Raw genomic sequence first — 22,787 nt, 5'->3', positions numbered from 1 at the left:
TGCTCGTGGCAAGGGGTGGCCTCGGCTGTTTATTTTCAGGTTGTTACCGGTCAGCCTTATCGGTGTAACGAGCCGAGGGTATTGAAAAGGAAAACCTATGCAAACCAGTTTGTTGAAGCCCAAGATCATTGCAGTTGAATCGCTTGGTGAAAACCATGCGAAGGTGGTTATGGAGCCGTTCGAACGCGGCTATGGCCACACCTTGGGTAACGCGCTTCGGCGCGTGCTGCTGTCGTCGATGATCGGCTACGCGCCGACCGAAGTGACGATCGCAGGCGTCGTGCATGAATACTCGACGCTCGATGGTGTGCAAGAGGATGTGGTCAACCTGCTGCTGAATCTGAAGGGCGTCGTTTTCAAGCTGCACAACCGCGACGAAGTCACGGTGACGCTGCGCAAGGAAGGCGAAGGTCTCGTCACGGCCGGCGATATCGAGCTCGCGCATGACTGCGAGGTCATCAACCCGGAACACGTGGTCGCGCACCTGTCGAAGGGCGGCAAGCTCGACGTTCAGATCAAGATCGAAAAGGGCCGCGGCTATGTGCCGGGCAACGTGCGTCGTTACGGCGAAGAGTCGGCGAAGATCATCGGCCGTATTGTGCTGGACGCGTCGTTTTCGCCGGTTCGCCGCGTGAGCTACGCCGTTGAAAGCGCGCGCGTCGAACAGCGTACCGACCTCGACAAGCTCGTGATGAACATCGAAACCAACGGTGTGATTTCGCCGGAAGAAGCGATCCGTCAGTCGGCGCGTATTCTGGTCGACCAGTTGTCGGTGTTCGCAGCGCTCGAAGGTACTGAAGCGGCAGCGGAAGCGCCGTCGCGTGCGCCGCAGATCGATCCGATCCTGCTGCGTCCGGTGGATGACCTCGAACTCACGGTGCGTTCCGCGAACTGCCTGAAGGCCGAGAACATTTACTACATCGGCGATCTGATCCAGCGCACGGAAAACGAGCTGCTGAAGACGCCGAACCTGGGCCGCAAGTCGCTGAACGAAATCAAGGAAGTGCTGGCTTCGCGCGGTCTGACGCTCGGCATGAAGCTCGAAAACTGGCCGCCGGCTGGTCTCGACAAGTAACTGACGCAGTCGCAAGCGTTGTTGTCAAAGACGCGGATTTTACTTTAAAATCCGCGTCTTATTTCTTCTCCGACCGGCCCGTGCCCCGAATCAGGGAGCAATAGAAGAGCTGGCTCTAAACTCGTTATAGGAAGCTGAAAAATGCGTCACAAGCATGGTCTGCGGAAACTGAACCGCACGAGCAGCCATCGTCTGGCAATGCTCCGCAATATGTCGAATTCGCTCATCGAGCACGAAGTCATCAAGACGACGCTGCCGAAGGCCAAGGAACTGCGCAAGGTTGTCGAGCCCCTCATCACGCTGGGCAAGAAGCCGTCGCTCGCGAACCGTCGTCTGGCGTTCAACCGCCTGCGCGATCGTGATTCCGTCGCGAAGCTGTTCGACGTCCTCGGCCCGCGCTACGCAAACCGTCCGGGCGGCTACCTCAGCATCCTGAAGTTCGGTTTCCGCGTCGGCGACAACGCCCCGATGGCGCTGGTCCAGTTGATGGATCGCCCGGAAGTCGAAGAGGCAGAAGAAGTTCAAGAAGCGGAATAAATTCCGTTTTCAGTTGTTCACAGAAAGGCCAGGCTCAAAAAGCTTGGCCTTTTTGCTTTCCGCCTGCGACGTTTCAGCGCGTCGATGCGGAAAAGTGTGTGTCAGCCGCCGATGCTACGATACACAATTGACTTGCCGCTTTTTCGGAGCACCGGCGTGAATGTCCCCGTTGTCTTGATGCTTTCCACGCTGCCCGATACCGCCGCAGCCAATACGCTCGCGCAATCGGCGCTGGAGGCTCGGCTTGCCGCGTGCGTCACGAATCTCGGCGCGGTTTCTTCGCAGTATCACTGGAAGGGCGCGCTTGAGTCGTCGCAGGAAGTGCAGTTGTTGTTCAAGACGAGCGTCGCGCGCAGCGAAGCATTGCAGCGCTTCGTCGAGGCTCGGCATCCGTATGAAACTCCCGAAATCCTCGTCTGGCAGGTCGATGCATCGCCGGGCTACGGTCAATGGGTCAACGCAGAAACGCAGCGTCCTCTTCATGTTTGAGTTTTCCCGTCTTTTCTCGCGGCGATTCGTCGGCGCGTTCCTGTTTCTCGCAGCGTTCGCTCTGCTGCTGTCGGGCGCCGCGCGCGCAGCCGACGATTTCCTCGATCCCGATGTCGCGTTCAAATTCAGCGCATCGGAAACGCCCGGCGAAGTGGACGTGCGCTACAAGATCGCCGACGGCTACTACATGTATCGCGAGCGCTTCGCGTTCGCGGTGAAGAGCGGCGATGCAACCATCGGCGCCGCGCAACTGCCGGCGGGCAAAGTCCACTTCGATCAGACGTTCAACAAGGACGTCGAGACGTATCGCGGCGAACTGCATATCCGCATCCCGGTCACGCAGGCGAAGGGGCCGTTCGAGCTCGCTGTGACGTCGCAAGGATGCGCGGATCAGGGCATTTGCTATCCGCCGATGGAGAAAACCTACCGCGTCAATGGCGACGCGCTCCAACCGGCGAGCGCCAAGCCGGCCGCCATGAAGGCAGACACGGGCAGTTCATGGTTCGAGCGCGCGACCAGCGCCGACTACGCGCAGTCGATGCTCGAAGGCGGCGGATTCTTCGCGGTCGTCGGCATGTATTTCCTTGCCGGCATGGTCCTGAGCCTCTTGCCGTGCTCGTATCCGATGATCCCGATACTGTCCGCGATCATTGTCGGGGAAGGTGCGCGCGTGACGCGTTCGCGCGGATTCGCGCTTTCCGTCTCGTATGTGATCGGAATGGCGCTCGTCTATACGGTGCTCGGGATCGTTGCCGCGCTGATCGGACAAAGTCTCGGCGCGTGGCTACAGAACCCGTGGGTGCTCGGCGCGTTCGGCGTGCTGCTCGCGGCGTTTGCCGTTGCGCTCATTTCAGGCGTCGACATCGCGTTGCCTGAGCGCTGGCAAAGCGGCGTCAACGAGGCTTCGCAAAAGCGCAGCGGCGGCAAGTTTGCGGCGGTCGCGGCGATGGGCGCGCTATCCGCGCTCGTCGTCGGCGCGTGCATGACGGCGCCGCTGTTCGCGGTGCTCGCGTTCATCGCGCATACGGGCAACGCCGTGCTCGGCGGCGCGGCGCTCTTCGCGATGGGCGTCGGGCTGGGCGTGCCGCTGCTTGTCATCGGTTTGGGCGCGGGATCGATCCTGCCGCGCGCGGGCGCCTGGATGGACGGCGTGAAGGTGTTCTTCGGCGTGGTCTTGCTTGCGGCCGCGCTGTGGATCGTGTGGCCGGTTATCGGCGACGTCGCGCAGATGCTGCTCGCCGCGCTTTGGCTGTTGATCGCGGCGGCATCGCTCGGCTTGTTCTCGTCGGGCGCGTCGGCGCCTGCTGGCGTGTGGAAACGACTCGGGCGCGGTCTCGCCGCCGCGTTCGCGATCTGGGCGGCGACGTTGCTTGTCGGCCTGGCTGCGGGTTCGACGGATCCGCTGCGCCCGCTCGCCGTGCTCGCTTCCCGAGGCGCGTCGTCCGCGACTGCGAACGCGCAAGCGGAAGGACCGACGTTCGCGCCGGTGCGTTCGTCGGCGGAACTCGATTCGGCGGTGAAGGCCGCCGCGCGGCCCGCGATGCTCGACTTCTACGCCGATTGGTGCGTGTCCTGCAAGGAAATGGAGAAGCTGACTTTCTCCGATGCCCGCGTGCAAGCGCGGCTCGCGCAACTGAATTTGCTCCGCGCGGACGTGACCGCCAACAACACCGACGATCAGGCGCTCCTCAAGCGCTTCAAGCTGTTCGGGCCGCCGGGCATCATTTTCTTCGATGCGCAGGGCAACGAAGTCGCGCGCGTGGTCGGGTACGAATCGGCCGATACTTTCCTGAAAAGCCTCGACCGGGTCGGTCCGTCGAACGGATAAAAAAGGGCGATGCATCGAGCATCGCCCTTTTCGTATCGCGAGCAGGAAACTTACTTCGACGCCCGAAGAATCCGCGCTGCATCCAGCGCAAAGTACGTCAGCACGCCGTCCGCGCCCGCGCGTTTGAACGCGAGCAGCGCTTCCATCATCGCCTTGTCGTGATCGATCCAGCCATTTTGCGAGGCGGCCTTGATCATCGCGTACTCGCCGCTGACCTGATACGCGTACGTCGGGAAGCGGAATTCGTCCTTCACGCGGCGCACGATGTCGAGATACGGCATGCCCGGCTTGACCATCACCATGTCCGCGCCTTCCTCGATATCCATGCGCACTTCGCGCATCGCTTCATCGGAGTTGGCAGGGTCCATCTGATACGTCATCTTGTTGCCTTTGCCGAGATTCGCGGCCGAGCCGACTGCGTCGCGGAACGGGCCGTAAAACGCCGACGCGTACTTCGCCGCGTACGCCATGATGCGCGTGTGGATGTGGCTTTCACTTTCGAGCATCTCGCGGATCGCGCCGATGCGGCCGTCCATCATGTCCGACGGCGCGACGATATCCACGCCCGCTTCCGCCTGCGTGCGCGCCTGCTCGACGAGAATTTCGCTCGTTTCGTCGTTCTTCACGTAGCCTTCTTCGTCGAGCACGCCGTCCTGGCCGTGGCTCGTGTACGGATCGAGCGCGACGTCCGTCAGCACACCGAGCATCGGGAAGTTCTTTTTCAGCTCGCGCACGGCGCGCGGAATGAGACCTTCCGGATTCGTGGCTTCGCGGCCATCGGGCGTCTTGAGCGACGGCTCGATCGCCGGAAACAGCGACAGCACCGGCACGCCCAGTTCGACGCACTGCTCGGCGACTTTCATCAGCAAATCGACGGACGTGCGCTCGACGCCGGGCATCGACGGCACCGCCTGCCGCGTATTCGTGCCTTCGACGATGAACACCGGGTAAATGAGGTCGTTCGTCGTGAGTAGGTTTTCGCGCATCAGACGGCGCGAGAAGTCATCGCGGCGCATCCGGCGCGGGCGATGATGGGGATAGAAGCTCATGTCGTGACTCGAATTGAAGTGGTCTTCCGGGGAGGTCGAAAAACGGCTTCGAAAGTGGGTAAATCCTTGCTGAACAAGCACTTGGCCGCGCCCGAAACCATTTTGAGACAATGGTATATCATACCGATCGAGCGAGGCGCTTGCCGCCGGACTCCCCGCTTCTCCTCCCTGAGCGGGTGCCTGTCGATGTTCGATTAGGCTGTTAACCCGCCGTCATGCGGCGGGTTTTTTTCATGCCGGCGATGCGCGCCGCGCCTAGTCGGTTGCGTCTTCCGACGCGTTCTCGCCGGCTTCCTCGGGCATCAGCCAGCTTTCGATCTGTTCGTGCGCTTCGTCCAGTCCCGTGCGCTTGAGTGCGGAGAAGAGCTGCACGGTGAGTTCGCCGCGATAGCCCGCATCCTTGTATTCGGCCAGCGATTTCTTGGTCGCGCGAAGGGCGTTGGTCATCTCCTGTCGCGTCAATTTGTCGCATTTTGTGAGCAGCGTGTGAATCGGTTTTCCGGTCGGCGCGAACCAGTCGATCATGATGCGATCGAGTTCGGTCAGCGGGCGGCGCGAATCCATCATCAGGATCATGCCGCGCAACTGCGCTCGACTCTGGAGATAAGTCGAGAGCAGACGCTGCCAATGTTCCTTCGCGGCGCCCGGCACTTCGGCGTAGCCGTAGCCGGGAAGATCGACGAGATAGCCGGTCGGCGAAGCTTCCGGCCCGACCGAGAAGTAGTTGATATGCTGCGTGCGTCCCGGCGTCTTGCTCGCGAACGCGAGGCGCTTCTGGTTGCACAGAATATTGATGGCCGTCGATTTTCCCGCGTTCGAGCGTCCGCCAAATGCGATTTCGGGCTGCGGCGTGGGCGGCAGATCGCGCAGATGATTGACGGTTGTAAAGAAGCGGGATTGGTGAAGCAGAAATGACATGGCGGGGCCCAATCGAAAGAGCTGCGAAAACTTCAAGCCTTGAGAACCCGGCAAATACTGGGCATGCCCCGACTGGCGTCTTTGCGTGTAGCGGGTTATTGTACAATACGACGGATTTTTAAAGACCAGCACGGGCACGCAAGACCCAAGCCGCAGGCGGCACCCACAGAGGAGCGAGACAGTTTTCGGGCACTTTTTGAGCCTCTTCGTTCAGCGAGTTCGGGTATCTTGCGGCGATAATCGGTCGCCGTCGTTTTTTGCAGAACCTCACATTCTCACAAGACGAAAAACAGGGTACGCGAATGAACCGACTGTACAGGTCTCTGGTGGTGATTCGGGCAGCGGCGGCTTTCGGTGCGGGTTTGAGTGGACTAGCAGTATCGATGTCGGTGAATGCGGCGGAGCCTGCTCAAGCGGCGAAGCCGGACGCGGCGCGAGGCCAGGCCATCGCGACCCAGGTGTGCGCCGCGTGTCACGCGGCAGACGGCAACAGCGCCGGCGCGGCGTTTCCGAAGCTCGCGGGCCAGCATGCCGAATACATCGTCAAGCAATTGAAGGATTACAAGACGCAGCCGGGCGCGAAGGCGCCGGCGCGCAACAATCCGATCATGGCGGGCATTGCGGGCGCACTGTCGGATCAGGACATGGTGAACGTCGCGGCATATTTCGCGTCGCAGAAGGCCAAGCCCAACTTCGCGCGCGACAAGAACGACGTCGCACTGGGCCAGAAAATTTATCGCGGCGGCATCGCGGACAAGGGCGTGCCGGCGTGCGCGGCCTGCCACGGCGCGACCGGCATGGGCATTCCGGTGCAGTATCCGCGGCTGTCGTGGCAATGGGGCGATTACACCGTGGCGCAGTTGAACGCCTTCGCATCGGGACAACGCGCCAACAGCGAGCCGATGCACCAGATTTCCTCGCGCCTGAATGAAGCGGAGATGAAGGCGGTTGCCGACTACATCGCCGGGTTGCATTAAACGCGCAGCAGTCAGCGTCCAGCGGTTCCCGCCGGCAAACGCGGGAGTCGCCCATACTACGAAGCCGGTCCCGGAATGTCCGAGAAGACCGGCGCGAAAACAAGAAAAGGGTGGGACGTCGGTCGATGAGACCGCCAGCGTCTCCACCCTTTTTTGCTGTCCAGCCGGAGTTTGAATGAGCGTCACCACATCGGGTTTGCAGTCGAAGTCGGCTCGTCGGGCCATCAGGCATTTCATCGAACTCGTCAGTTCGATGCGCTTCGCCATCGCGTTGCTGGTCATTCTGGCGATCGCGAGCATCATCGGTACGGTGCTCACGCAAGAAGACCCGTATCCCAACTATGTGAATCAGTTCGGTCCGTTCTGGGCGGACATTTTCCGCGGCGTGAGCCTCTACAACGTGTACAGCGCGTGGTGGTTCATGCTCATCCTGATCTTTCTCGTGATCTCGGTGTCGCTGTGCGTCATCCGCAACAGTCCGAAGATGATCGCGGACCTCAAGAGCTGGAAGGATCGCGTGCATGAAGGCGGCCTGCGCGCGTTTCATCACAAGGGCGAATTCACGGTATCGGCGAACCGCGCGCAGACCGCCGCGACGCTCGAACGCCTTGCCGCGAAAATGGGCTACCGCACCGTGACGCGCCAGACCGACACCGGCGCGACGCTCATCGCGGGCAAGCGCGGCGCGATGACGAAGATCGGCTATATCTCGGCGCACGTCGCGATTGTCGTGATCTGCATCGGCGGGCTGCTGGACAGCAATCTGCCCATCAAGCTGCAGATGTGGATGTTCAACAAGACGCCGATCAACAGCAACGCCGTCATCAACGACATTCCGCCCGAGCATCGCCTCGCGACGTCGAACCCGACGTTCCGCGGCTATGCGTGGGTGCCGGAAGGCCAGTTCGTGGGCACGGCGATCCTGAACCAGCAGGACGGCTCGATCATTCAAGACTTGCCGTTTTCGATTCAACTGAACAAGTTCATCGTCGATTACTACTCGACCGGCATGCCGAAGCTCTTCGCGAGCGACATCGTCGTGATCGATCACAAAACGGGCAAACGCGTTCCGGCACGCGTCGAGGTGAACAAGCCGTTCACGTACGACGGCATTTCGATTTATCAGTCGAGCTTCCAGGACGGCGGCTCGAAGCTCGAAATGACCGCCTGGCCGATGACCGGCGGCAGCGCGAAAAGCGCGCCTTTCAGCGGCACGATCGGCGGCACGTCGCCCGTCGGCACGCAGTTCACCGGCGCGCAAGGCGAAACCGTCGAGTTCACGGATTTCCGCGCGATCAACGTCGAAAACATGACCGATGGCAGCGGCGCGCCGGACGCGCGCGGCGTCGGCAAGAAGGAAACGCTGCGCGACGCATTCGACGAGCGTCTCGGCTCCGGCGCGAAGACTTCCAAGCCGACTGATCTGCGCAACATCGGCCCATCGGTGCAATACAAGGTGCGTGGCACGGACGGCCAGGCGCGCGAGTACAGCAACTACATGCTGCCGATCGACGTAAGCGGCCAGCGCATGTTCCTCGCGGGCATGCGCGTGAGCCCGAACGATCCGTTCCGCTATCTGCGCATTCCCGCCGACGAACAGGGCACGATCAAGCAGTGGATGGACTTGCGCGCCGCGCTCGCGACGCCCGCGACGCGCGCCGAAGCCGCGCATCGTTTCGCGCTGCGTTCGGTTCCGCAGGAGAACGGCGAACTGCAGAAGCATCTGGAAGAAAGCGCGGTTCGCGTGCTGAATCTCTTTGCCGGCGTCGACGAAACCGGCAAACCGACGACGAATCCGCAGATGATTGGCGGCTTCCAGAGCGTCGCGACGTTCATTGACCGTTCGGTGCCGAAGGGCGAGCAGGAGAAGGCGGCGGGCTTGCTGATGCGCATGCTCGAAGGCGCGATGTGGGACGTCTGGCAGATTTCCCGAGAGCAAAACGGCCAGCCCGACGCTAAAGTGGATGAAAAGAACTCCGCGTTCGTTCAGGCGTCCATCAACGCGCTTTCCGACAGCTTTCTGTACGGTTCGCCCGTCTTTCTGCAACTGGACAACTTCAAGCAGGTGCAAGCTTCGGTATTCCAGTTGACGCGCGCGCCAGGTAAAAATCTGGTGTATCTTGGCAGCCTTCTGCTGGTGGTCGGAATTTTTTCGATGTTCTACGTCCGCGAACGCCGGCTCTGGTTCTGGCTCAAAGATGCAGGGCAGGGCGGTGCGAGCGTGCTGATGGCGATGTCCACGGCGCGCCGCACGTTCGATTTCGAGAAGGAATTCGTCCGCACGCGCGCGCAAATCGCGGCGGCGCTCGACGCGAAGCCGGCAGAACCGGCTGATCCGTCCCCGGCATCCGGTGCGCCCCAGCACTCGCAATCCGAGACATCGAGCTCGGAAGTTTCGACACGGTAAGATCATGGACCTCACACAGACTTCCTCCCACGCCTCCGCCAAGACGGAACGTCCGGCATCGGGCCTTCCCGACGTCGCCGTGTTCGACGATCGTCCGTTCCTGCGCCGGCTGACGCTCGTCGACTGGCTCTTCGCTCTCGCGATGGTCGCGGGCGCGGGCTTCGCGCTGAACCGTTATCACGCGTACATGGACGTGTACGACATGGCGGTGCTGGTCGGCGCGGTGCCGACCTTCGTCGTGCTCGGATGGCGCTGGAAACCGGTGCGCCTGCTGATCGCGATGATGGCGGTTCTGGCGCTGTCGTCGATCCAGCTTTATCAGCACGATCTCGCGCGCGCCGACACGAACTTCTTCCTCAAGTATTTCCTGTCGAGTCAGTCCGCAATTCTCTGGATGAGCGCGCTCTTCATCCTCGCCACGCTCTTCTACTGGATCGGTCTCGTGACGCGCTCGCAGACCGGCGGCGCGATCGGCTCGCGCATGACGTGGGTCGCGGTGCTGATGGGTTTCACCGGTTTGATGGTGCGCTGGTACGAGTCGTACATGATCGGCTCGGACGTCGGCCATATTCCGATCTCGAATCTGTATGAAGTGTTCGTGCTGTTCTGCCTGATCACGTCGCTGTTCTATCTCTACTACGAGCAGCATTATTCGACGCGGGCGATGGGCGCGTTCGTGCTGCTCGTGATCAGCGCGGCCGTCGGCTTCCTGATGTGGTACTCGATCGCCCGCGACGCGCAGCAGATTCAACCGCTCGTGCCCGCGCTGCAAAGCTGGTGGATGAAGATCCACGTGCCGGCGAACTTCATCGGCTACGGCAGCTTCGCGCTCTCGGCGATGGTTTCCGTCGCGTATCTCGCGAAACAGCGCGGTTTCATGGCGGACCGCCTGCCGTCGCTCGAAGTCCTCGACGACGTGATGTACAAGTCGATTGCCGTCGGCTTCGCGTTCTTCACCATCGCGACGATTCTCGGCGCGCTGTGGGCTGCCGAAGCGTGGGGCGGTTACTGGAGCTGGGACCCGAAGGAAACGTGGGCGCTGATCGTCTGGCTGAACTACGCGGCGTGGCTGCACATGCGCCTCATGAAAGGCTTGCGCGGCGCGGCGGCGGCGTGGTGGGCGCTGACCGGCCTGGTCGTCACGACGTTCGCGTTCCTCGGCGTGAACATGTTCCTGTCGGGCTTGCATAGTTACGGCAAGCTCTGATCGGCTGAGTCGCATCGAAGCGAAAAGAAACCGCCATGCGTCGCGCTGGCGGTTTTTTTATTTTGCGATGGAATACGGGCATCCGAACTGCTGTTTCCCCGTATATGAACGAAGGAGCATCGCATCATGTGGATCAGAAGAAATCGCCATCTGTATGGCGACGACATCGCGGGTCATGAAATCACGCCGCGCGACGTGTTCGAGAATCGTCGACGCGCGCTGCGCTCGCTCGGCGCGATGGGCATGTTGGGCGCGACGGGCATCGCGCACGCGGCGATGACATCGGCGGACGCCAAAGGGCAGAAGCTCGCGGCGAAGACCAATCCGAAGTTCGTCGCGCTCGACAAGGCGACGTCGTTCAAGGACATCACGAGCTACAACAACTTCTACGAGTTCGGCACCGACAAGAGCGATCCCGTCGAGCACGCGGGCACGTTGCGTCCGCGTCCGTGGAAAGTGTCGGTCGAAGGCGCGATCAAGAATCCGAAGGTCTACGACATCGACGACCTCCTGAAGCTCGCGCCGCTCGAAGAACGTGTGTACCGGCTGCGCTGCGTCGAAGGCTGGTCGATGGTCATTCCGTGGATCGGCGTGTCTTTGTCGGAGCTCATCAGGCGCGCAGAGCCGACGGGCAGCGCGAAGTACGTGCAGTTCATCACGCTCGCCGATCCGTCGCAGATGCCGGGACTCTCGACGCCGATTCTCGAATGGCCGTACTCCGAAGGCCTGCGCATGGACGAGGCGATGAACCCGCTCACGCTCCTGACGGTCGGTTTATACGGACAGGTGCTGCCGAACCAGAACGGCGCGCCGGTGCGCGTGGTCGTGCCCTGGAAATACGGCTTCAAGAGCGCGAAGTCGCTCGTGAAAATTCGCTTCGTCGAAAAGCAGCCGCCGACGAGCTGGAATCTCTACGCGCCGAGCGAATACGGTTTCTATTCGAACGTGAATCCGGACGTCGATCATCCGCGCTGGAGTCAGGCGACGGAGCGGCGCATCGGCGAGGACGGCTTTTTTTCGCCGAAGCGCAAGACGCTCATGTTCAACGGCTACGGCGATCAGGTCGCGTCGCTGTATCAGGGCATGGACCTCAAGAAGAACTTCTGATCGATGCCGACCGCTTCCGACATCAAAGGCACGCGGGCGAGTGCCGGCGTTCGCTGGCTCGTTCCGGCTAAGGTCGTCGTGTTCATCGCGATGCTGTATCCGCTCGCGCGTCTCGTGCTGCTCGGCGCGACGGGCGGCCTGGGCGCGAATCCGATCGAATTCATCACGCGCTCCACGGGTCTCTGGACGCTCGTCTATCTGTGCATCACGCTCGCGGTCACGCCGGTGCGCCGCATGACCGGCGTCGCGGCGCTCCTGCGCTTTCGCCGGATGATCGGGCTCTTCGCGTTCTTCTTCGCCGTGCTGCACTTCACGACGTACATCTGGTTCGACAAATGGTTCGATGTCGCCGCGATGCTGAAAGACATCGGCAAGCGGCCGTTCATCACGGTCGGCTTCGCGGCGTTCGTGCTGCTGATTCCGCTCGCGGTGACGTCGCCGAAAGTCATGGTCAGAAAACTCGGCCGCCGCTGGCAGACCTTGCATCGGACGATCTATCTGATCGCCGCGCTCGCGATCCTGCATTTCTGGTGGATGAAGGCGGGAAAGCACGATTTCGAATTGCCGAAGATCTACGGGTCGATCGTGATCGTGCTGCTCGGCTGGCGCGCGATCGCGTGGCTTCGAACGCGAATCAAACGCGCATAAAAAAAGCGATGCCGCGGCATCGCTTTTTTGTATCGGTGGCAGCCGATCAGTCCGGCAGAATCGATTCCCCGGCGAACAACTGCTTCACTTCCTCGCGTTCGCGCACGAGACGCGCGCGCTCACCGTCGACCATGATTTCGGCGGCGCGCGGACGCGTGTTGTAGTTCGAGCTCATCACGAAGCCGTACGCGCCCGCCGAGCAGATCGCGAGCAGGTCGCCCGGTTCGATGGCCAGTTCGCGGTCCCGCCCGAGCCAGTCGCCGCTTTCGCACACGGGACCGACGACATCGTACTTATGCGCTTTTGCGTCGCGCTTCACGACCGGCACGATGCGATGAAACGCCTCGTACATCGCGGGGCGCGCAAGATCGTTCATCGCGGCATCGACGATGGCGAAGTTCTTTTCCTCGCCCGGCTTCAGAAACTCGACGCGCGTGAGCAGCACGCCCGCATTGCCGACGAGCGAACGTCCCGGCTCGAAATACACTTCGCGCTGACCGTGGCCGCGCGTTTCGATGTGATCGAGCACCGTCTTCACGAATTCGCCGATATCGGGCGGCGTTTCGTCGTCGTACGTGATGCCGAGACCGCCGCCGACATCGACGTGGCGAATGTTCATGCCGTCCGCCTCGATCTGCTCGACGAGTTCGAGCAGCTTGTCGACGGCGTCGAGATACGGGCTGATCTCGGTGATCTGCGAACCGATATGGCAGTCGATGCCGACGACATCGAGGTTCGGCATCGCACGCGCTTCGCGATACGTTGCGCGTGCGTCGCTGAACGCGACGCCGAACTTGTTCGACTTGAGGCCGGTGGAGATGTAGGGATGCGTCTTCGCATCGACATCGGGATTCACGCGCAACGAAACCGGCGCCTTCTTGCCGAGCGATTTTGCGACTTCGTTCAGCGCGTGCAACTCGGGAATCGACTCGACGTTGAAGCACTTCACGCCGGCTTCGAGCGCCTCGCGCATTTCCGCCGCCGACTTGCCGACGCCCGAAAACACCGTGTTTTCCGCCTTGCCGCCCGCCGCGAGCACGCGCGCGAGCTCGCCCGACGACACGATGTCGAAGCCCGAACCCATGCGCGCGAACACGTTGAGCACCGCGAGATTGCTGTTCGCCTTCACCGCGACGTGCACCGTGGCGCGGCGGCCCGCGCATGCATCGGCGTAGGCGTGATAGGCGCGCGTGAGCGCATCGCGCGAATAGACGTAGAGCGGCGTGCCGAACTGCTCCGCGAGCGACGCGGCTGAGACGCCTTCGACGTGCAGCACGCCGTCGACGTAATGGAATGCGGGATCACTCATGCGTGGAATCGAGTTGCGCCGTGAAGGCAAAGGATCGAGGATCAGTAAGCGGACGACGCGGCTTTCGGCGCCGATGCGGCGTTGGGGCTCGTATTCAGGTCCGTCTCGGGCGAGAGCGAAAGCGGCTGACCCGACGTATCCGGAATGCTGCCCGCGCGCGATGCGGTCTCGCTGCCCGGAGTGACATTCGAAGGCGGCGTATTCTGGAGATCGTTGGGACGTTGCGGTAGCGGCGGCACCTTCGGCAGATAAAGCGGACCGCGTTGCCCACAACCGCCGAGCGAGATTGTTGCCGCGGCGCCGATGCTCAAAGCCGCTACAATCGCGCTCATCCTGAAAACCACTCGCATGACCGTCCCTATACGTTTAATCGATGGAGTTTAGCATGACAGACCAGGAATACCTGACGCTGGCGGAGGCCGCGCTGACCGCCATCGAGCGCTCGGTGGACGCGGCCGAGGCCGATATCGAATTCGAACGCAGCGGCAATGTTTTGACGCTGGAGTTCGAAAATCGCACGAAGGTGATCGTGAACCTGCAACCGCCGAAACACGAGATCTGGCTCGCGGCGAAGGCGGGCGGTTTTCACTACAAGTACGTCGACGGCGCCTGGCTCGACACGCGCGACAACAGCGAATTCTTCGCCACGCTGAGCAAGTATTCGAGCGAGCAGGCCGGCGAGCCGATCACGTTCAAGGCATAAAAAAGCGAGCGGGCCGCGTGGTCCGCTCGCTTCGATCTTCGCAGGACGGGACTACTGTCCCTTGAACAGATTCATGATGTCCTGCTTCTCCTGTTCCCCGACTTCCGGCGCCGGGGCCGTCACGCCGGACACACCTTCCTGCGGCGGCGCCTGACTCACGCCGATGGTCGCGACAAAGCCGTGGCCCGGCGTCATGTCGTCGTAGTACAGCTCGTTGCCGAGCGGGGTGATGTCGGGCGGCATCATCGGCTTGTACTCGGGCACGCCCTTCAGCGCGCGGCTCATGTAGTCCATCCAGACCGGCAAAGCGAGGCCGCCGCCCGTTTCCTTGTCGCCGAGGGTGCGCGGATTGTCATAGCCGATCCACGCAATCGCGACGAGCGTGCGCTGATAGCCGGCGAACCACGCGTCGCGCGAATCGTTCGTCGTGCCCGTCTTGCCGGCGAGATCGCCACGCTTCAACTGATTCGTTTTTGCGCCCGTGCCGTGCTGCGCGACGCTCTGCAAAAGGCTGTTCATCACGAACGCGTTGCGCGGCGTGATCGCGAGCGGCGCGCTTTGCTGCGCAACGAGCGGCTGCGGATGCGACACGACGCGGCCGTACGGATCGGTGATATCGGCGATCAAATACGGATTCACGCGATAACCGCCGTTCGCGAACACCGCATAACCCGCCGCCATCTGCAGCGGCGTGACGAGGCCCGCGCCGAGCGCCATCGGCAGATAGGCGGGATGACGGTCCGCATCGAAACCGAAGCGCGTGATGTACTGCTGCGCGTACTTCGTGCCGATATGGTTCAGGATGCGGATCGACACCATGTTCTTCGAGCGTTGCAGCGCGGAGCGCATGGACATCGGGCCGTCGAAGCCGCCGCCGTAGTTTTTCGGCTCCCACGCCTGGCCGCCGGTTTCGGCGGCGCTGAAGAAGAGCGGGCCGTCGTTGATGATCGTCGCGGGCGAAAGACCTTTCTCGAGCGACGCCGAATAGATGAACGGCTTGAAACTCGAGCCCGGCTGACGCCACGCCTGCGTGACGTGATTGAACTTGTTCTTGTTGAAGTCGAAACCGCCGACGAGCGCGCGGATCGCGCCATCCTGCGGCACCATCGAGATGAACGCGCCTTCGACTTGCGGCAGTTGCGTGATGACCCAGTCGCCGTCGTCGTTCTTCATGAGACGCACGATCGCGCCGGGGCGGATCCGCGTGTTCGGCTGCGCCTTCGGACCGAGCGCGAACTGCACGAAGCGCAGATCGTTACCGGTGATCGTCGCCGTGTTGCCGTCGATGAAGCTCGCCTTCACTTCCTTCGGATTCGCCGACGTCACCACCGCCGCGACGATCTCGCCGTTGTCGGGATGCTCGGCGAGCGCATCGTCGATGGCTTGCTCGCGGTCATCGGCGTCCTTCGGCAAATCGATATAGCCTTCCGGCCCGCGATAGCCATGCCGATGCTCATAGTCCATCAAGCCGTTGCGCAGCGCGCGATAGGCCGTGTCCTGATCGGCGGAATCGATCGTCGTCACGACGTTCAGACCGCGCGTGTACGCTTCCTCGCGGTATTGCGCGTACATCATCTGACGCACCATTTCCGCGACGTACTCGGCATGCACGCTGAATTCGCGGCCCTGTCCCTTCACGACGAGCGGCTGATTCACGGCCTGCTCGTAGTCGGCCTGGGTGATGAAGTTCAGCTCGCGCATGCGTTCCAGGATGTACTCCTGCCGCACTTTCGCCCGCTTCGGATTCACGACCGGGTTATACGCCGACGGCGCTTTCGGCAGGCCCGCGAGCATCGCGGCCTCGGCGAGCGTCACATCTTTCAGATCCTTGCCGAAGTAGACCCGCGCCGCGCTCGCGAAACCGTACGCGCGCTGCCCGAGATAGATCTGATTCATATAGACCTCGAGAATCTGATCCTTCGTCAGCGCGCGCTCGATCTTGTACGCGAGCAGCATTTCGTAAATCTTGCGCGTGTAGGTCTTCTCGCTCGACAGGAAGAAATTGCGCGCGACCTGCATCGTGATCGTGCTCGCGCCCTGCGACGCGTGGCCGTTGGTCAGCGCGACAGAGCCCGCGCGCAGGATGCCGGTGAGATCGACGCCGCCGTGATCGTAGAAGCGCGAATCCTCGATGGCGAGCACGGCTTTTTTCACGTGATCGGGCACGTCCTGAATGCGCACGACACTGCGCCGTTCCTCGCCGAATTCACCGATCAGAACGTGATCCGCCGTGTAAATGCGCAGCGGCACCTTCGGCTTGTAGTCGGTGAGCGCTTCGAGCGAAGGCAGATTCGGCATCGCGACGACGAGCGCGTAGCCGAGCACGAGACCCGCGCAGACGACGAGCGCGAAAACGCTGACGAAAAATCCGAGCATGAGCCGCGCCCACCAGGGGCGTTTGGCTTTTTTGGGCCTCTCGGGCGGCGTGGACGGCGGGTTGGACGGGGAAGAGGATTGCATTGGCACCACCAAAAACGGTCACGCGATTATAGCTGTCCAGTTCTGGGACTTTTCTGAAGCCTTTCAGCACGCCGCTCACGCGCGTTTGCCGCTGTCTTCAAGATACGCGCGATCGTGCGCATAAGCATCCTTCTATCGTGAGCGTTGGCCATTCGGCCGAGTGTTCGCCGCCGATCACGCTCGCGACAATCCTTCCACGTCAAGCGCCCGAACGGTTCGGCGCGCGAGTGAATGGAAGGAGTGGTTGATGAGTAAGGAAAACACGCTGCGCGGCACGATGCTGACGGTCACGCGGCGCTACGCGGCGGGCATCGACGTGGGCGAAGACGCGGTGCGGCTCGCCATCGTGAGTCGGCGCTTGAGGGCGAACGCGGCGGTGTGCGTGGAACATCTGGATTCGGTGGCGCTGCCGTCGGGCGCGGTGATCGACGGCGATTTCGTCGATCGCGCGCCTGTCGTCGCCGCTTTGCGCGAGGCGTTCGGGCGTCTGCCGGACAGCGGCGCGTGGCGGGCGCTGCGCTGCGCGATGGGCTTGCCCGCGTCGGCGACGCTCACGACGCAGATTCCGCTCGCGCGTCTGATCGACACCCACGCGCAGCTCGCGGACGCCATCGGCGGCGATCCGCGCGGCCTGCTCGAACCGGCCGTGCTCGCGGAAGCCGAGCGCGCGGCGGGAATCGAACGCGGCGCGCTGGCGGTGGACTGGTCCGTGCAGGCGCGCGAGGACGGCGAGGCGCAGGTCGCGATCGCGGCCACGGCGCGGCGGCACGTCGAGGCGCGCGTCGAAACGGCAGCGGAAGCGGGCATCGCGCTATCCGCTATCGACGGCGATCCGGCCGCCGCGTTGCGCGCGATGCGCCATGCCGGATCGGCGGAACTGGACGCCGACGCGCGCTATCTGGTCTGCTGGCTGGAAAGCACCGGGCTGCACGGCTGGCTGGTCGGCGGGCGCGGCGTCGAAAACGAAGTCCGCTATCCCGCGCCGGAACATCGGAGTATTGCCGACGCGCTGCACGAACTCGCAGGTCGGGACGCGCCGCTCGACTGCATCTACGTCGGCGGGCACATCGAACTGATGGCGCACGCGCATCTTCCGCTTCCCGTTCTGGGCAAGACTTTCGGCTGCCCGGCGCTGCCTTTCGAAGCCGCGCCGTACTGCAACGGCGCCGCCGACATCCCCGCGGTACACCGGCATTCGCCGCGTTTCGCTACCGCGTTCGGACTGGCCTTGCGCGAGGTGATGCAATGAACGCCGCCATGCTCGATGGATTCAATCTGCTGCCGTATCGCGCGCGCAAACGCCGCGAAGTGCGGCGTCAGCGGCTTGCGCTGCTCGGCGCGGTGAGTCTTGCCGGCTGCGCGGCTGTCGGCGCCGTGGCCGGCTGGGATACGTTCACGCGCGCGCGGCTGGACGAGCGGCGCATGGCGCTGGAGGCGTCGCTGCGTCCGTCGGGCGCGCAGATCGACGAACACGCGCGGCTCGTTCGCGCCGAAGCGGAGCGGCGGCGCGCGCGTGAAGCCGCACAGCCGCTGGCCTTGCCGCGCGAGCGCTTTCTCGCGCTGCTCGAAGCGCTCGCCGATGCGCCCGCGCAGCGTGGCGTTGCGCTTCAGCGCGTGACGCAGAGAACGAACGAGGTCGAACTTGCAGCGCTCGCGCCCGATTCGCAGGCGGCCGCGCGATGGCTCAAGCGGCTGGAACACGTGAGCGGCGTGCAGGCGGTGGAAGTGATCGAGATGAAGCGGCGCGCGGACGCAGCACCGTCCGGCAAGCGCGGCGCTTCGGCACTTCCCGGCGAGCATTTCGCGCATTTCGAGTTCGTGGCGCTCGTGCGATACGCGCCGGATCATTCGCGCGATGAAGCCGCGTCACGTCAGCCGCATCCGATATCGACGGCCGCTCGTCCGGCCGCGCAGGAGAAACGTCCATGAGCACGATCCCGATGAACTTCGCCGCGAAATCGCGTTCGCGCGGTGCGCCGTCGATCCTTCGGCCGCTGGATGAATGGTCGCGGCGCCGGACCGCGTGCGTGGCGATCGCCTTATGTCTGCTCGTCTTCGTGCTCGGTCTTCGAACCTGGCGGACGTTCGACGCGAATCAGATCGACGCGAGCCGCGCCGCGTTAGCGGCGACGCAAGCGAAGGTGCAGGACGCGGGGCGTATCGCGGCCGAACTGCCTGCCCTGCGAGCGCGGGCGGCGTCGGGCCGCATGGAGCCGGAGCACTGGAGCGCCGCCGACGCGTTGCGCGCCGTCGCGGATCTCGCCACGCAGAGCGGTTTGCGCGTCGCGGAGATCGAGCCGGTTGCGGGCAGGAGCAGCGATCCAAAGGTTCATGGACCGCTCCCCGAACGCGTGCTCAAACTGCGCGCGGACGGCACCTTCCCCGAAATTCGCCGGTTCCTGGAAGCGCTCGCCGGTCTGCCGCGGCTCGTCGTGCCCGAGAGCGTGCAGATCAAGCGACAGCCGGGCACGCTCGCCATCGAAGCGACGCTGCGCATCTTCGAGACGCTGCCGGCTGTATCGCTCGCCGTGCCGTCACGCGTCGATGCGTTCGTCGTCGATCCGTTCGGCAGTGCGGACGCTGCGGCCCAGGCCGGGGACATGCTGCTCGTGGGCACGTTCGTCGAGCGTCGTCGCGCGATGGCGCTCCTGCAAACCGGCCGCGATGTCGACGGCTTCACGCCGGGCCAGAAGATCGGTGACGAATGGCTCGGGCGTGTCATGCCGCGTGCGATCGAACTCGCCCGCACCGATGGCATCCCGCGCCAGGTGACGTTCACGGAGGATCGCAAGTGAGCCGGTTCGCGAAGCTTTCACTCAGATTGGCGGCAACGGGCGCGGCCCTGCTGCTGTTCGCGCACGCAGCGCACGCGGCCGAAAGCGCCGATACGATCATTGCGCCTTTGCCGCCGCTGCCCGCATCGTTCAACGCTCAGCCTGTCGATCCGCTCATACCCGACATGCCCGTCGTCGCTCAGACTGCGGAAGCTGCCGCGCCCGCCAAGCCCGCGACCGAAACAACGGATGCGCTGGAAGGTCCGCCCGTGCCCTTGCCGGAACTCGAACGCCTGAGCAGCGCAACGAACGAAACAGGCGACGGCAGCAAGCCGATCACCCTCGACCTGAAAAACGCCGACCTCGGCGCCGCGCTGCAGGCATTTGCGCGCTTCACGGGGTTGAATATCGTCGCCAGCGAAAAGGTGCGCGGACAGGTGTCGATGAACCTCGTCGCCGTGCCATGGCGCCGCGCGTTCGACACGCTCCTCGAAGTCAACGGTCTAGCGATGGAACGGCACGGCAACGTGATCTGGGTCGCGCCGCTCGCCGAACTCGCCGCGCGCGAAAAGCTGCGCTTCGAAGCACACGCGCGCGCGGCGGACCTCGAACCGCTCGCGAGCCGCACGTTCGTGCTGCGCTATTCGCGGGCGGAAGACCTGCGCAAGACGCTGACCGGTTCGGGCAGTCAGCGCGTACTGTCGAAGCGTGGCACCGCCATCGCCGATGCGCGCACGAACCTGCTCTTCGTCACCGACCTCGACGCGCGCGTCCGGCAGATCGCCGAATTGATCGCGCTGATCGACAAGCCGACGCCGCAGGTGATGATCGAAGCGAAGATCGTGGAGGGCGAGGCGGGGTTGTCGCGAAATCTCGGCGTCAAGCTGGGCGTCGCGCCGCAGAACGATCCGTCGGCCGGGTTGGCGGGCGGCAAGGACGGTGTGGTATACGATCTGTCGGCGGGGCCGATCAGCGGTTTCGATGCGGCGACCGCCGGGCTCACGCTGTTCGTCGCGCAGGCGACCCGGCTGCTCAATCTCGAACTGAGCGCGCTGGAGGCCGAAGGGCGCGGACAAATCGTCTCGCGTCCGCGTGTCGTGACGGCGGACCGGATGAAATCCATCGTCGAGCAGGGCGTGGACGTGCCGTATCAGGCAAAGGTCGGCAACGGCATGTCGGGCGTGCAGTTTCGGCGCGCAACGCTCAAACTGGAGGTTGAGCCGCAGATCACGCCGCACGGCCACGTCATTCTCGATCTCGACATCACGAAAGACAGTCTCGGCGAGCAGACGGCGAACGGGCCGGCCATCCATACCAAGCATGTCCAGACGCGCGTGGAAGTGGAAAACGGCGGCACCGTGGCGATCGGCGGCATTTATTCCGACGACGAACGCGACGACACGACCGGCGTGCCGCTACTGTCGAAATTGCCTGTGTTCGGCTGGCTGTTTCGTCACGACGCGCGGCGCAGCTCGAAGAGCGAACTCGTCATATTGATTACGCCGCAGGTGATTGCATCGGGCGGCTGAACGCCGGCTCGCGGGCGGGCCGACTCGACAAAGCGGGCGGTTTGCCCTTAAGCTGCCGCACGAAGAAATTCGATACTGTTAAAGGATCCAGGTTGCAGGAAGGGCACGCGAACGCGAACATTTTTTTCGTCGGACTCATGGGGGCGGGCAAAACCACCGTGGGCCGTGCGGTTGCGCGCCGTCTGCAGCGCTCGTTCATCGATTCGGATCAGGAGATCGAGGCGCGCACGGGCGCACGCATCCCGGTAATCTGGGAACTCGAAGGCGAAACGGGTTTTCGTCAGCGGGAGGCGAACGTCATCGACGAGCTTTCGCAGCGCAGCGGCATCGTGCTCGCGACGGGCGGCGGCGCGGTGCTGCGGCCGGAGAATCGCGAACATCTGAAGAATCGCGGCATCGTCATTTATCTGCGCGCCAATCCGCACGATCTCTGGCAGCGCACGCGGCGCGACAAGAATCGGCCGCTCTTGCAGACCGAAGATCCGCGCGGCAAGCTCGAAGCACTCTTTCAGACGCGCGATCCGCTGTATCACGAATGCGCGCATTTCGTCGTGGAAACGGGGCGGCCGACCGTCAACGCGCTCGTCAACATGGTCCTGATGCAACTGGAGGTGGCCGGCGTCGTCAAGTCGGCTGAGTCATAATGTCCGCCATGATTACCCCAACGATCACCGTCAATGTCGAGCTCGGCGAGCGCGCCTATCCCATTCATATCGGTGCGGGCCTGATCGGCCGCACTGAGCTCTTCGCGCCGCATATCAAGGGCGCGTCCGTGGCGATCGTCACGAATTCCACCATCGATCCGCTCTACGGCGACCGGCTGCGCGCCGCGCTCGAACCGCTCGGCAAGAAAGTGACCACGGTGGTCCTGCCCGATGGCGAAGCGCACAAGAACTGGGAAACGCTCAACACGATCTTCGATGCATTGCTCACCGAACGCGCCGATCGCAAGACCACGCTGATCGCGCTCGGCGGCGGTGTCGTCGGCGACATGACGGGTTTCGCGGCGGCGTGCTACATGCGCGGCGTGCCGTTCATTCAAGTGCCGACCACGCTGCTTTCACAAGTCGATTCGTCGGTCGGCGGCAAGACGGGCATCAATCATCCGCTCGGCAAGAACATGATCGGCGCGTTCTATCAGCCGCAGGCGGTCATCGCGGATATCGGCGCGCTGCACACGTTGCCGGAGCGCGAACTGGCGGCGGGCATCGCGGAAGTCATCAAGACGGCGGCCATCGCGGATGCCGAATTTTTCGACTGGATCGAAGCCAACATCGACGCGCTGAATCGCCGCGACGACAACGCGCTCGCGCACGCCGTCAAGCGTTCGTGCGAGATCAAGGCGTCGGTAGTCGCTTCGGATGAGCGCGAAGGCGGCCAGCGCGCCATTCTCAATTTCGGCCATACGTTCGGCCATGCGATCGAAGCCGGGCTCGGCTACGGCGAATGGCTGCACGGCGAAGCGGTCGGCTGCGGCATGGTCATGGCGGCGGATTTGTCCGTGCGCCTGGGCAAGCTCGACGAAGCCGCGCGTCAGCGCCTCGTGCGCGTGATCGAAGCGGCGAAGCTGCCGGTCTCGGCACCTCGACTCGGTGACGACCGCTACGTCGATCTGATGAAGATCGACAAAAAGGCCGAAGCCGGCGAGATCAAATTCATTCTGTTGACCCGCTTCGGCGCGACCGAGATCACGAGCGCGCCCGATCACGCCGTGCGCGCGACGCTCGCAGCCAGCGTCTGATCCGCGAGCGGCGGCCAGAACCACGACGA

The 22,787-nt window shown here is 63.3% G+C and carries 21 protein-coding genes; 16 read left to right on the top strand and 5 right to left on the bottom strand.

All coding sequences use genetic code 11. The annotated features are described in order from the left end of the window. The first annotated feature begins 97 nt into the window (after positions 1-97). From NOV72_RS26050 to dsbD, 4 genes are all read left to right on the top strand, one after another. Complete coding sequence (locus NOV72_RS26050) at positions 98-1,075, top strand: DNA-directed RNA polymerase subunit alpha (protein WP_014192467.1); 978 nt, start codon at positions 98-100, stop codon at positions 1,073-1,075. A gap of 141 nt (positions 1,076-1,216) precedes the next feature. Beyond that, on the top strand, positions 1,217-1,612 hold the full coding sequence (rplQ, locus tag NOV72_RS26045) for a 50S ribosomal protein L17 (protein ID WP_061120218.1): 396 nt from the start codon (positions 1,217-1,219) through the stop codon (positions 1,610-1,612). Between the two features lie 156 nt (positions 1,613-1,768). Further along, complete coding sequence (cutA, locus tag NOV72_RS26040; protein ID WP_106857458.1) at positions 1,769-2,101, top strand: divalent-cation tolerance protein CutA; 333 nt, start codon at positions 1,769-1,771, stop codon at positions 2,099-2,101. After that, positions 2,094-3,929: a protein-disulfide reductase DsbD gene (dsbD, locus tag NOV72_RS26035; RefSeq protein WP_106857442.1), complete on the top strand. Its 1,836-nt coding sequence runs from the start codon at positions 2,094-2,096 to the stop codon at positions 3,927-3,929. Before cutA ends, dsbD begins: the two co-directional genes overlap by 8 nt. Before the next feature lie 50 nt (positions 3,930-3,979). Here dsbD and hemB read toward each other — a convergent pair whose 3' ends face one another. Continuing rightward, positions 3,980-4,978, bottom strand: coding sequence for a porphobilinogen synthase (hemB, locus tag NOV72_RS26030; RefSeq protein ID WP_106857441.1), 999 nt, complete (start codon positions 4,976-4,978; stop codon positions 3,980-3,982). A 255-nt stretch (positions 4,979-5,233) separates the two neighbouring features. Beyond that, on the bottom strand, positions 5,234-5,896 hold the full coding sequence (gene yihA, locus NOV72_RS26025) for a ribosome biogenesis GTP-binding protein YihA/YsxC (protein WP_106857440.1): 663 nt from the start codon (positions 5,894-5,896) through the stop codon (positions 5,234-5,236). A 302-nt stretch (positions 5,897-6,198) separates the two neighbouring features. Between yihA and NOV72_RS26020 the strand changes: the two genes are divergently transcribed. The 5 genes from NOV72_RS26020 (at position 6,199) to msrQ (ending at position 12,242) form a co-directional block, all read left to right on the top strand. Continuing rightward, complete coding sequence (locus NOV72_RS26020; RefSeq protein ID WP_106857439.1) at positions 6,199-6,873, top strand: c-type cytochrome; 675 nt, start codon at positions 6,199-6,201, stop codon at positions 6,871-6,873. 175 nt (positions 6,874-7,048) lie between these two features. Continuing rightward, positions 7,049-9,280: a cytochrome c biogenesis protein ResB gene (locus tag NOV72_RS26015; RefSeq protein ID WP_106857438.1), complete on the top strand. Its 2,232-nt coding sequence runs from the start codon at positions 7,049-7,051 to the stop codon at positions 9,278-9,280. A gap of 4 nt (positions 9,281-9,284) precedes the next feature. Next, entirely contained in the window at positions 9,285-10,487 is a 1,203-nt protein-coding gene (ccsB, locus tag NOV72_RS26010; protein WP_106857437.1) for a c-type cytochrome biogenesis protein CcsB, read from the top strand. A gap of 126 nt (positions 10,488-10,613) precedes the next feature. Beyond that, complete coding sequence (msrP, locus tag NOV72_RS26005) at positions 10,614-11,594, top strand: protein-methionine-sulfoxide reductase catalytic subunit MsrP (RefSeq protein WP_106857436.1); 981 nt, start codon at positions 10,614-10,616, stop codon at positions 11,592-11,594. Positions 11,595-11,597: 3 nt separating this feature from the next. Continuing rightward, entirely contained in the window at positions 11,598-12,242 is a 645-nt protein-coding gene (gene msrQ / locus NOV72_RS26000; RefSeq protein WP_106857435.1) for a protein-methionine-sulfoxide reductase heme-binding subunit MsrQ, read from the top strand. Between the two features lie 46 nt (positions 12,243-12,288). On the opposite strand, the gene lysA is transcribed toward msrQ, so the two are convergent. Further along, positions 12,289-13,551: a diaminopimelate decarboxylase gene (gene lysA / locus NOV72_RS25995; RefSeq protein ID WP_106857434.1), complete on the bottom strand. Its 1,263-nt coding sequence runs from the start codon at positions 13,549-13,551 to the stop codon at positions 12,289-12,291. A gap of 41 nt (positions 13,552-13,592) precedes the next feature. Further along, on the bottom strand, positions 13,593-13,901 hold the full coding sequence (gene lptM, locus NOV72_RS25990; RefSeq protein ID WP_106857433.1) for an LPS translocon maturation chaperone LptM: 309 nt from the start codon (positions 13,899-13,901) through the stop codon (positions 13,593-13,595). 35 nt (positions 13,902-13,936) lie between these two features. Here lptM and cyaY point away from each other — a divergent pair, with 35 nt between their 5' ends. Next, positions 13,937-14,254 carry an iron donor protein CyaY gene (gene cyaY / locus NOV72_RS25985; RefSeq protein ID WP_106857432.1) on the top strand — a complete coding sequence of 106 codons (318 nt, stop codon included), beginning with the start codon at positions 13,937-13,939 and terminating at the stop codon, positions 14,252-14,254. A gap of 51 nt (positions 14,255-14,305) precedes the next feature. Here cyaY and NOV72_RS25980 read toward each other — a convergent pair whose 3' ends face one another. Continuing rightward, positions 14,306-16,714, bottom strand: a complete 2,409-nt coding sequence (locus NOV72_RS25980; RefSeq protein WP_106857431.1) for a penicillin-binding protein 1A — start codon at positions 16,712-16,714, stop codon at positions 14,306-14,308. A 247-nt stretch (positions 16,715-16,961) separates the two neighbouring features. On the opposite strand from NOV72_RS25980, the gene pilM reads away from it, so the two are divergent. The 6 genes from pilM (at position 16,962) to aroB (ending at position 22,758) form a co-directional block, all read left to right on the top strand. Beyond that, the gene (pilM, locus tag NOV72_RS25975) at positions 16,962-17,963 is read left to right on the top strand and encodes a type IV pilus biogenesis protein PilM (protein WP_106857430.1); all 1,002 of its coding nucleotides are present in this window, start codon (positions 16,962-16,964) and stop codon (positions 17,961-17,963) included. Continuing rightward, positions 17,960-18,643 (top strand): fimbrial assembly family protein, encoded by a 684-nt coding sequence (locus NOV72_RS25970; RefSeq protein WP_106857429.1) that lies wholly within the window; start codon positions 17,960-17,962, stop codon positions 18,641-18,643. The genes pilM and NOV72_RS25970 overlap by 4 nt, the downstream gene beginning before the upstream one ends. Continuing rightward, positions 18,640-19,509 (top strand): type 4a pilus biogenesis protein PilO, encoded by an 870-nt coding sequence (pilO, locus tag NOV72_RS25965; RefSeq protein WP_106857428.1) that lies wholly within the window; start codon positions 18,640-18,642, stop codon positions 19,507-19,509. Before NOV72_RS25970 ends, pilO begins: the two co-directional genes overlap by 4 nt. After that, entirely contained in the window at positions 19,506-21,017 is a 1,512-nt protein-coding gene (locus tag NOV72_RS25960; RefSeq protein WP_245933154.1) for a type IV pilus secretin PilQ, read from the top strand. The genes pilO and NOV72_RS25960 overlap by 4 nt, the downstream gene beginning before the upstream one ends. Before the next feature lie 92 nt (positions 21,018-21,109). Beyond that, a complete protein-coding gene (gene aroK / locus NOV72_RS25955; protein ID WP_106857426.1) occupies positions 21,110-21,661 on the top strand; it encodes a shikimate kinase AroK in 552 nt (183 codons plus the stop codon). After that, the gene (gene aroB / locus NOV72_RS25950; protein WP_106857425.1) at positions 21,661-22,758 is read left to right on the top strand and encodes a 3-dehydroquinate synthase; all 1,098 of its coding nucleotides are present in this window, start codon (positions 21,661-21,663) and stop codon (positions 22,756-22,758) included. The genes aroK and aroB overlap by 1 nt, the downstream gene beginning before the upstream one ends. The last annotated feature ends 29 nt before the right edge of the window (positions 22,759-22,787 follow it).

This window comes from Caballeronia novacaledonica, from assembly GCF_900258035.1.
Taxonomy (GTDB): domain Bacteria; phylum Pseudomonadota; class Gammaproteobacteria; order Burkholderiales; family Burkholderiaceae; genus Caballeronia; species Caballeronia novacaledonica.
Note: the sequence above shows the minus strand (reverse complement) of the source record. Positions and strands in the feature narration are given on the sequence as shown.

Bases quoted from the DNA above. Each gene is read 5' to 3' on its own strand.
- pilO (WP_106857428.1), top strand. From the start codon at position 18,640: ATGAGCACGATCCCGATGAACTTCGCCGCGAAATCGCGTTCGCGCGGT.
- msrP (WP_106857436.1), top strand. From the start codon at position 10,614: ATGTGGATCAGAAGAAATCGCCATCTGTATGGCGACGACATCGCGGGT.
- NOV72_RS25970 (WP_106857429.1), top strand. From the start codon at position 17,960: ATGAACGCCGCCATGCTCGATGGATTCAATCTGCTGCCGTATCGCGCG.
- NOV72_RS26050 (WP_014192467.1), top strand. From the start codon at position 98: ATGCAAACCAGTTTGTTGAAGCCCAAGATCATTGCAGTTGAATCGCTT.
- pilM (WP_106857430.1), top strand. From the start codon at position 16,962: ATGAGTAAGGAAAACACGCTGCGCGGCACGATGCTGACGGTCACGCGG.
- lysA (WP_106857434.1), bottom strand. From the start codon at position 13,551: ATGAGTGATCCCGCATTCCATTACGTCGACGGCGTGCTGCACGTCGAA.
- NOV72_RS25980 (WP_106857431.1), bottom strand. From the start codon at position 16,714: ATGCAATCCTCTTCCCCGTCCAACCCGCCGTCCACGCCGCCCGAGAGG.
- NOV72_RS26015 (WP_106857438.1), top strand. From the start codon at position 7,049: ATGAGCGTCACCACATCGGGTTTGCAGTCGAAGTCGGCTCGTCGGGCC.
- msrQ (WP_106857435.1), top strand. From the start codon at position 11,598: ATGCCGACCGCTTCCGACATCAAAGGCACGCGGGCGAGTGCCGGCGTT.
- hemB (WP_106857441.1), bottom strand. From the start codon at position 4,978: ATGAGCTTCTATCCCCATCATCGCCCGCGCCGGATGCGCCGCGATGAC.
- yihA (WP_106857440.1), bottom strand. From the start codon at position 5,896: ATGTCATTTCTGCTTCACCAATCCCGCTTCTTTACAACCGTCAATCAT.
- lptM (WP_106857433.1), bottom strand. From the start codon at position 13,901: ATGCGAGTGGTTTTCAGGATGAGCGCGATTGTAGCGGCTTTGAGCATC.
- aroB (WP_106857425.1), top strand. From the start codon at position 21,661: ATGTCCGCCATGATTACCCCAACGATCACCGTCAATGTCGAGCTCGGC.
- rplQ (WP_061120218.1), top strand. From the start codon at position 1,217: ATGCGTCACAAGCATGGTCTGCGGAAACTGAACCGCACGAGCAGCCAT.
- ccsB (WP_106857437.1), top strand. From the start codon at position 9,285: ATGGACCTCACACAGACTTCCTCCCACGCCTCCGCCAAGACGGAACGT.
- dsbD (WP_106857442.1), top strand. From the start codon at position 2,094: ATGTTTGAGTTTTCCCGTCTTTTCTCGCGGCGATTCGTCGGCGCGTTC.
- NOV72_RS26020 (WP_106857439.1), top strand. From the start codon at position 6,199: ATGAACCGACTGTACAGGTCTCTGGTGGTGATTCGGGCAGCGGCGGCT.
- cyaY (WP_106857432.1), top strand. From the start codon at position 13,937: ATGACAGACCAGGAATACCTGACGCTGGCGGAGGCCGCGCTGACCGCC.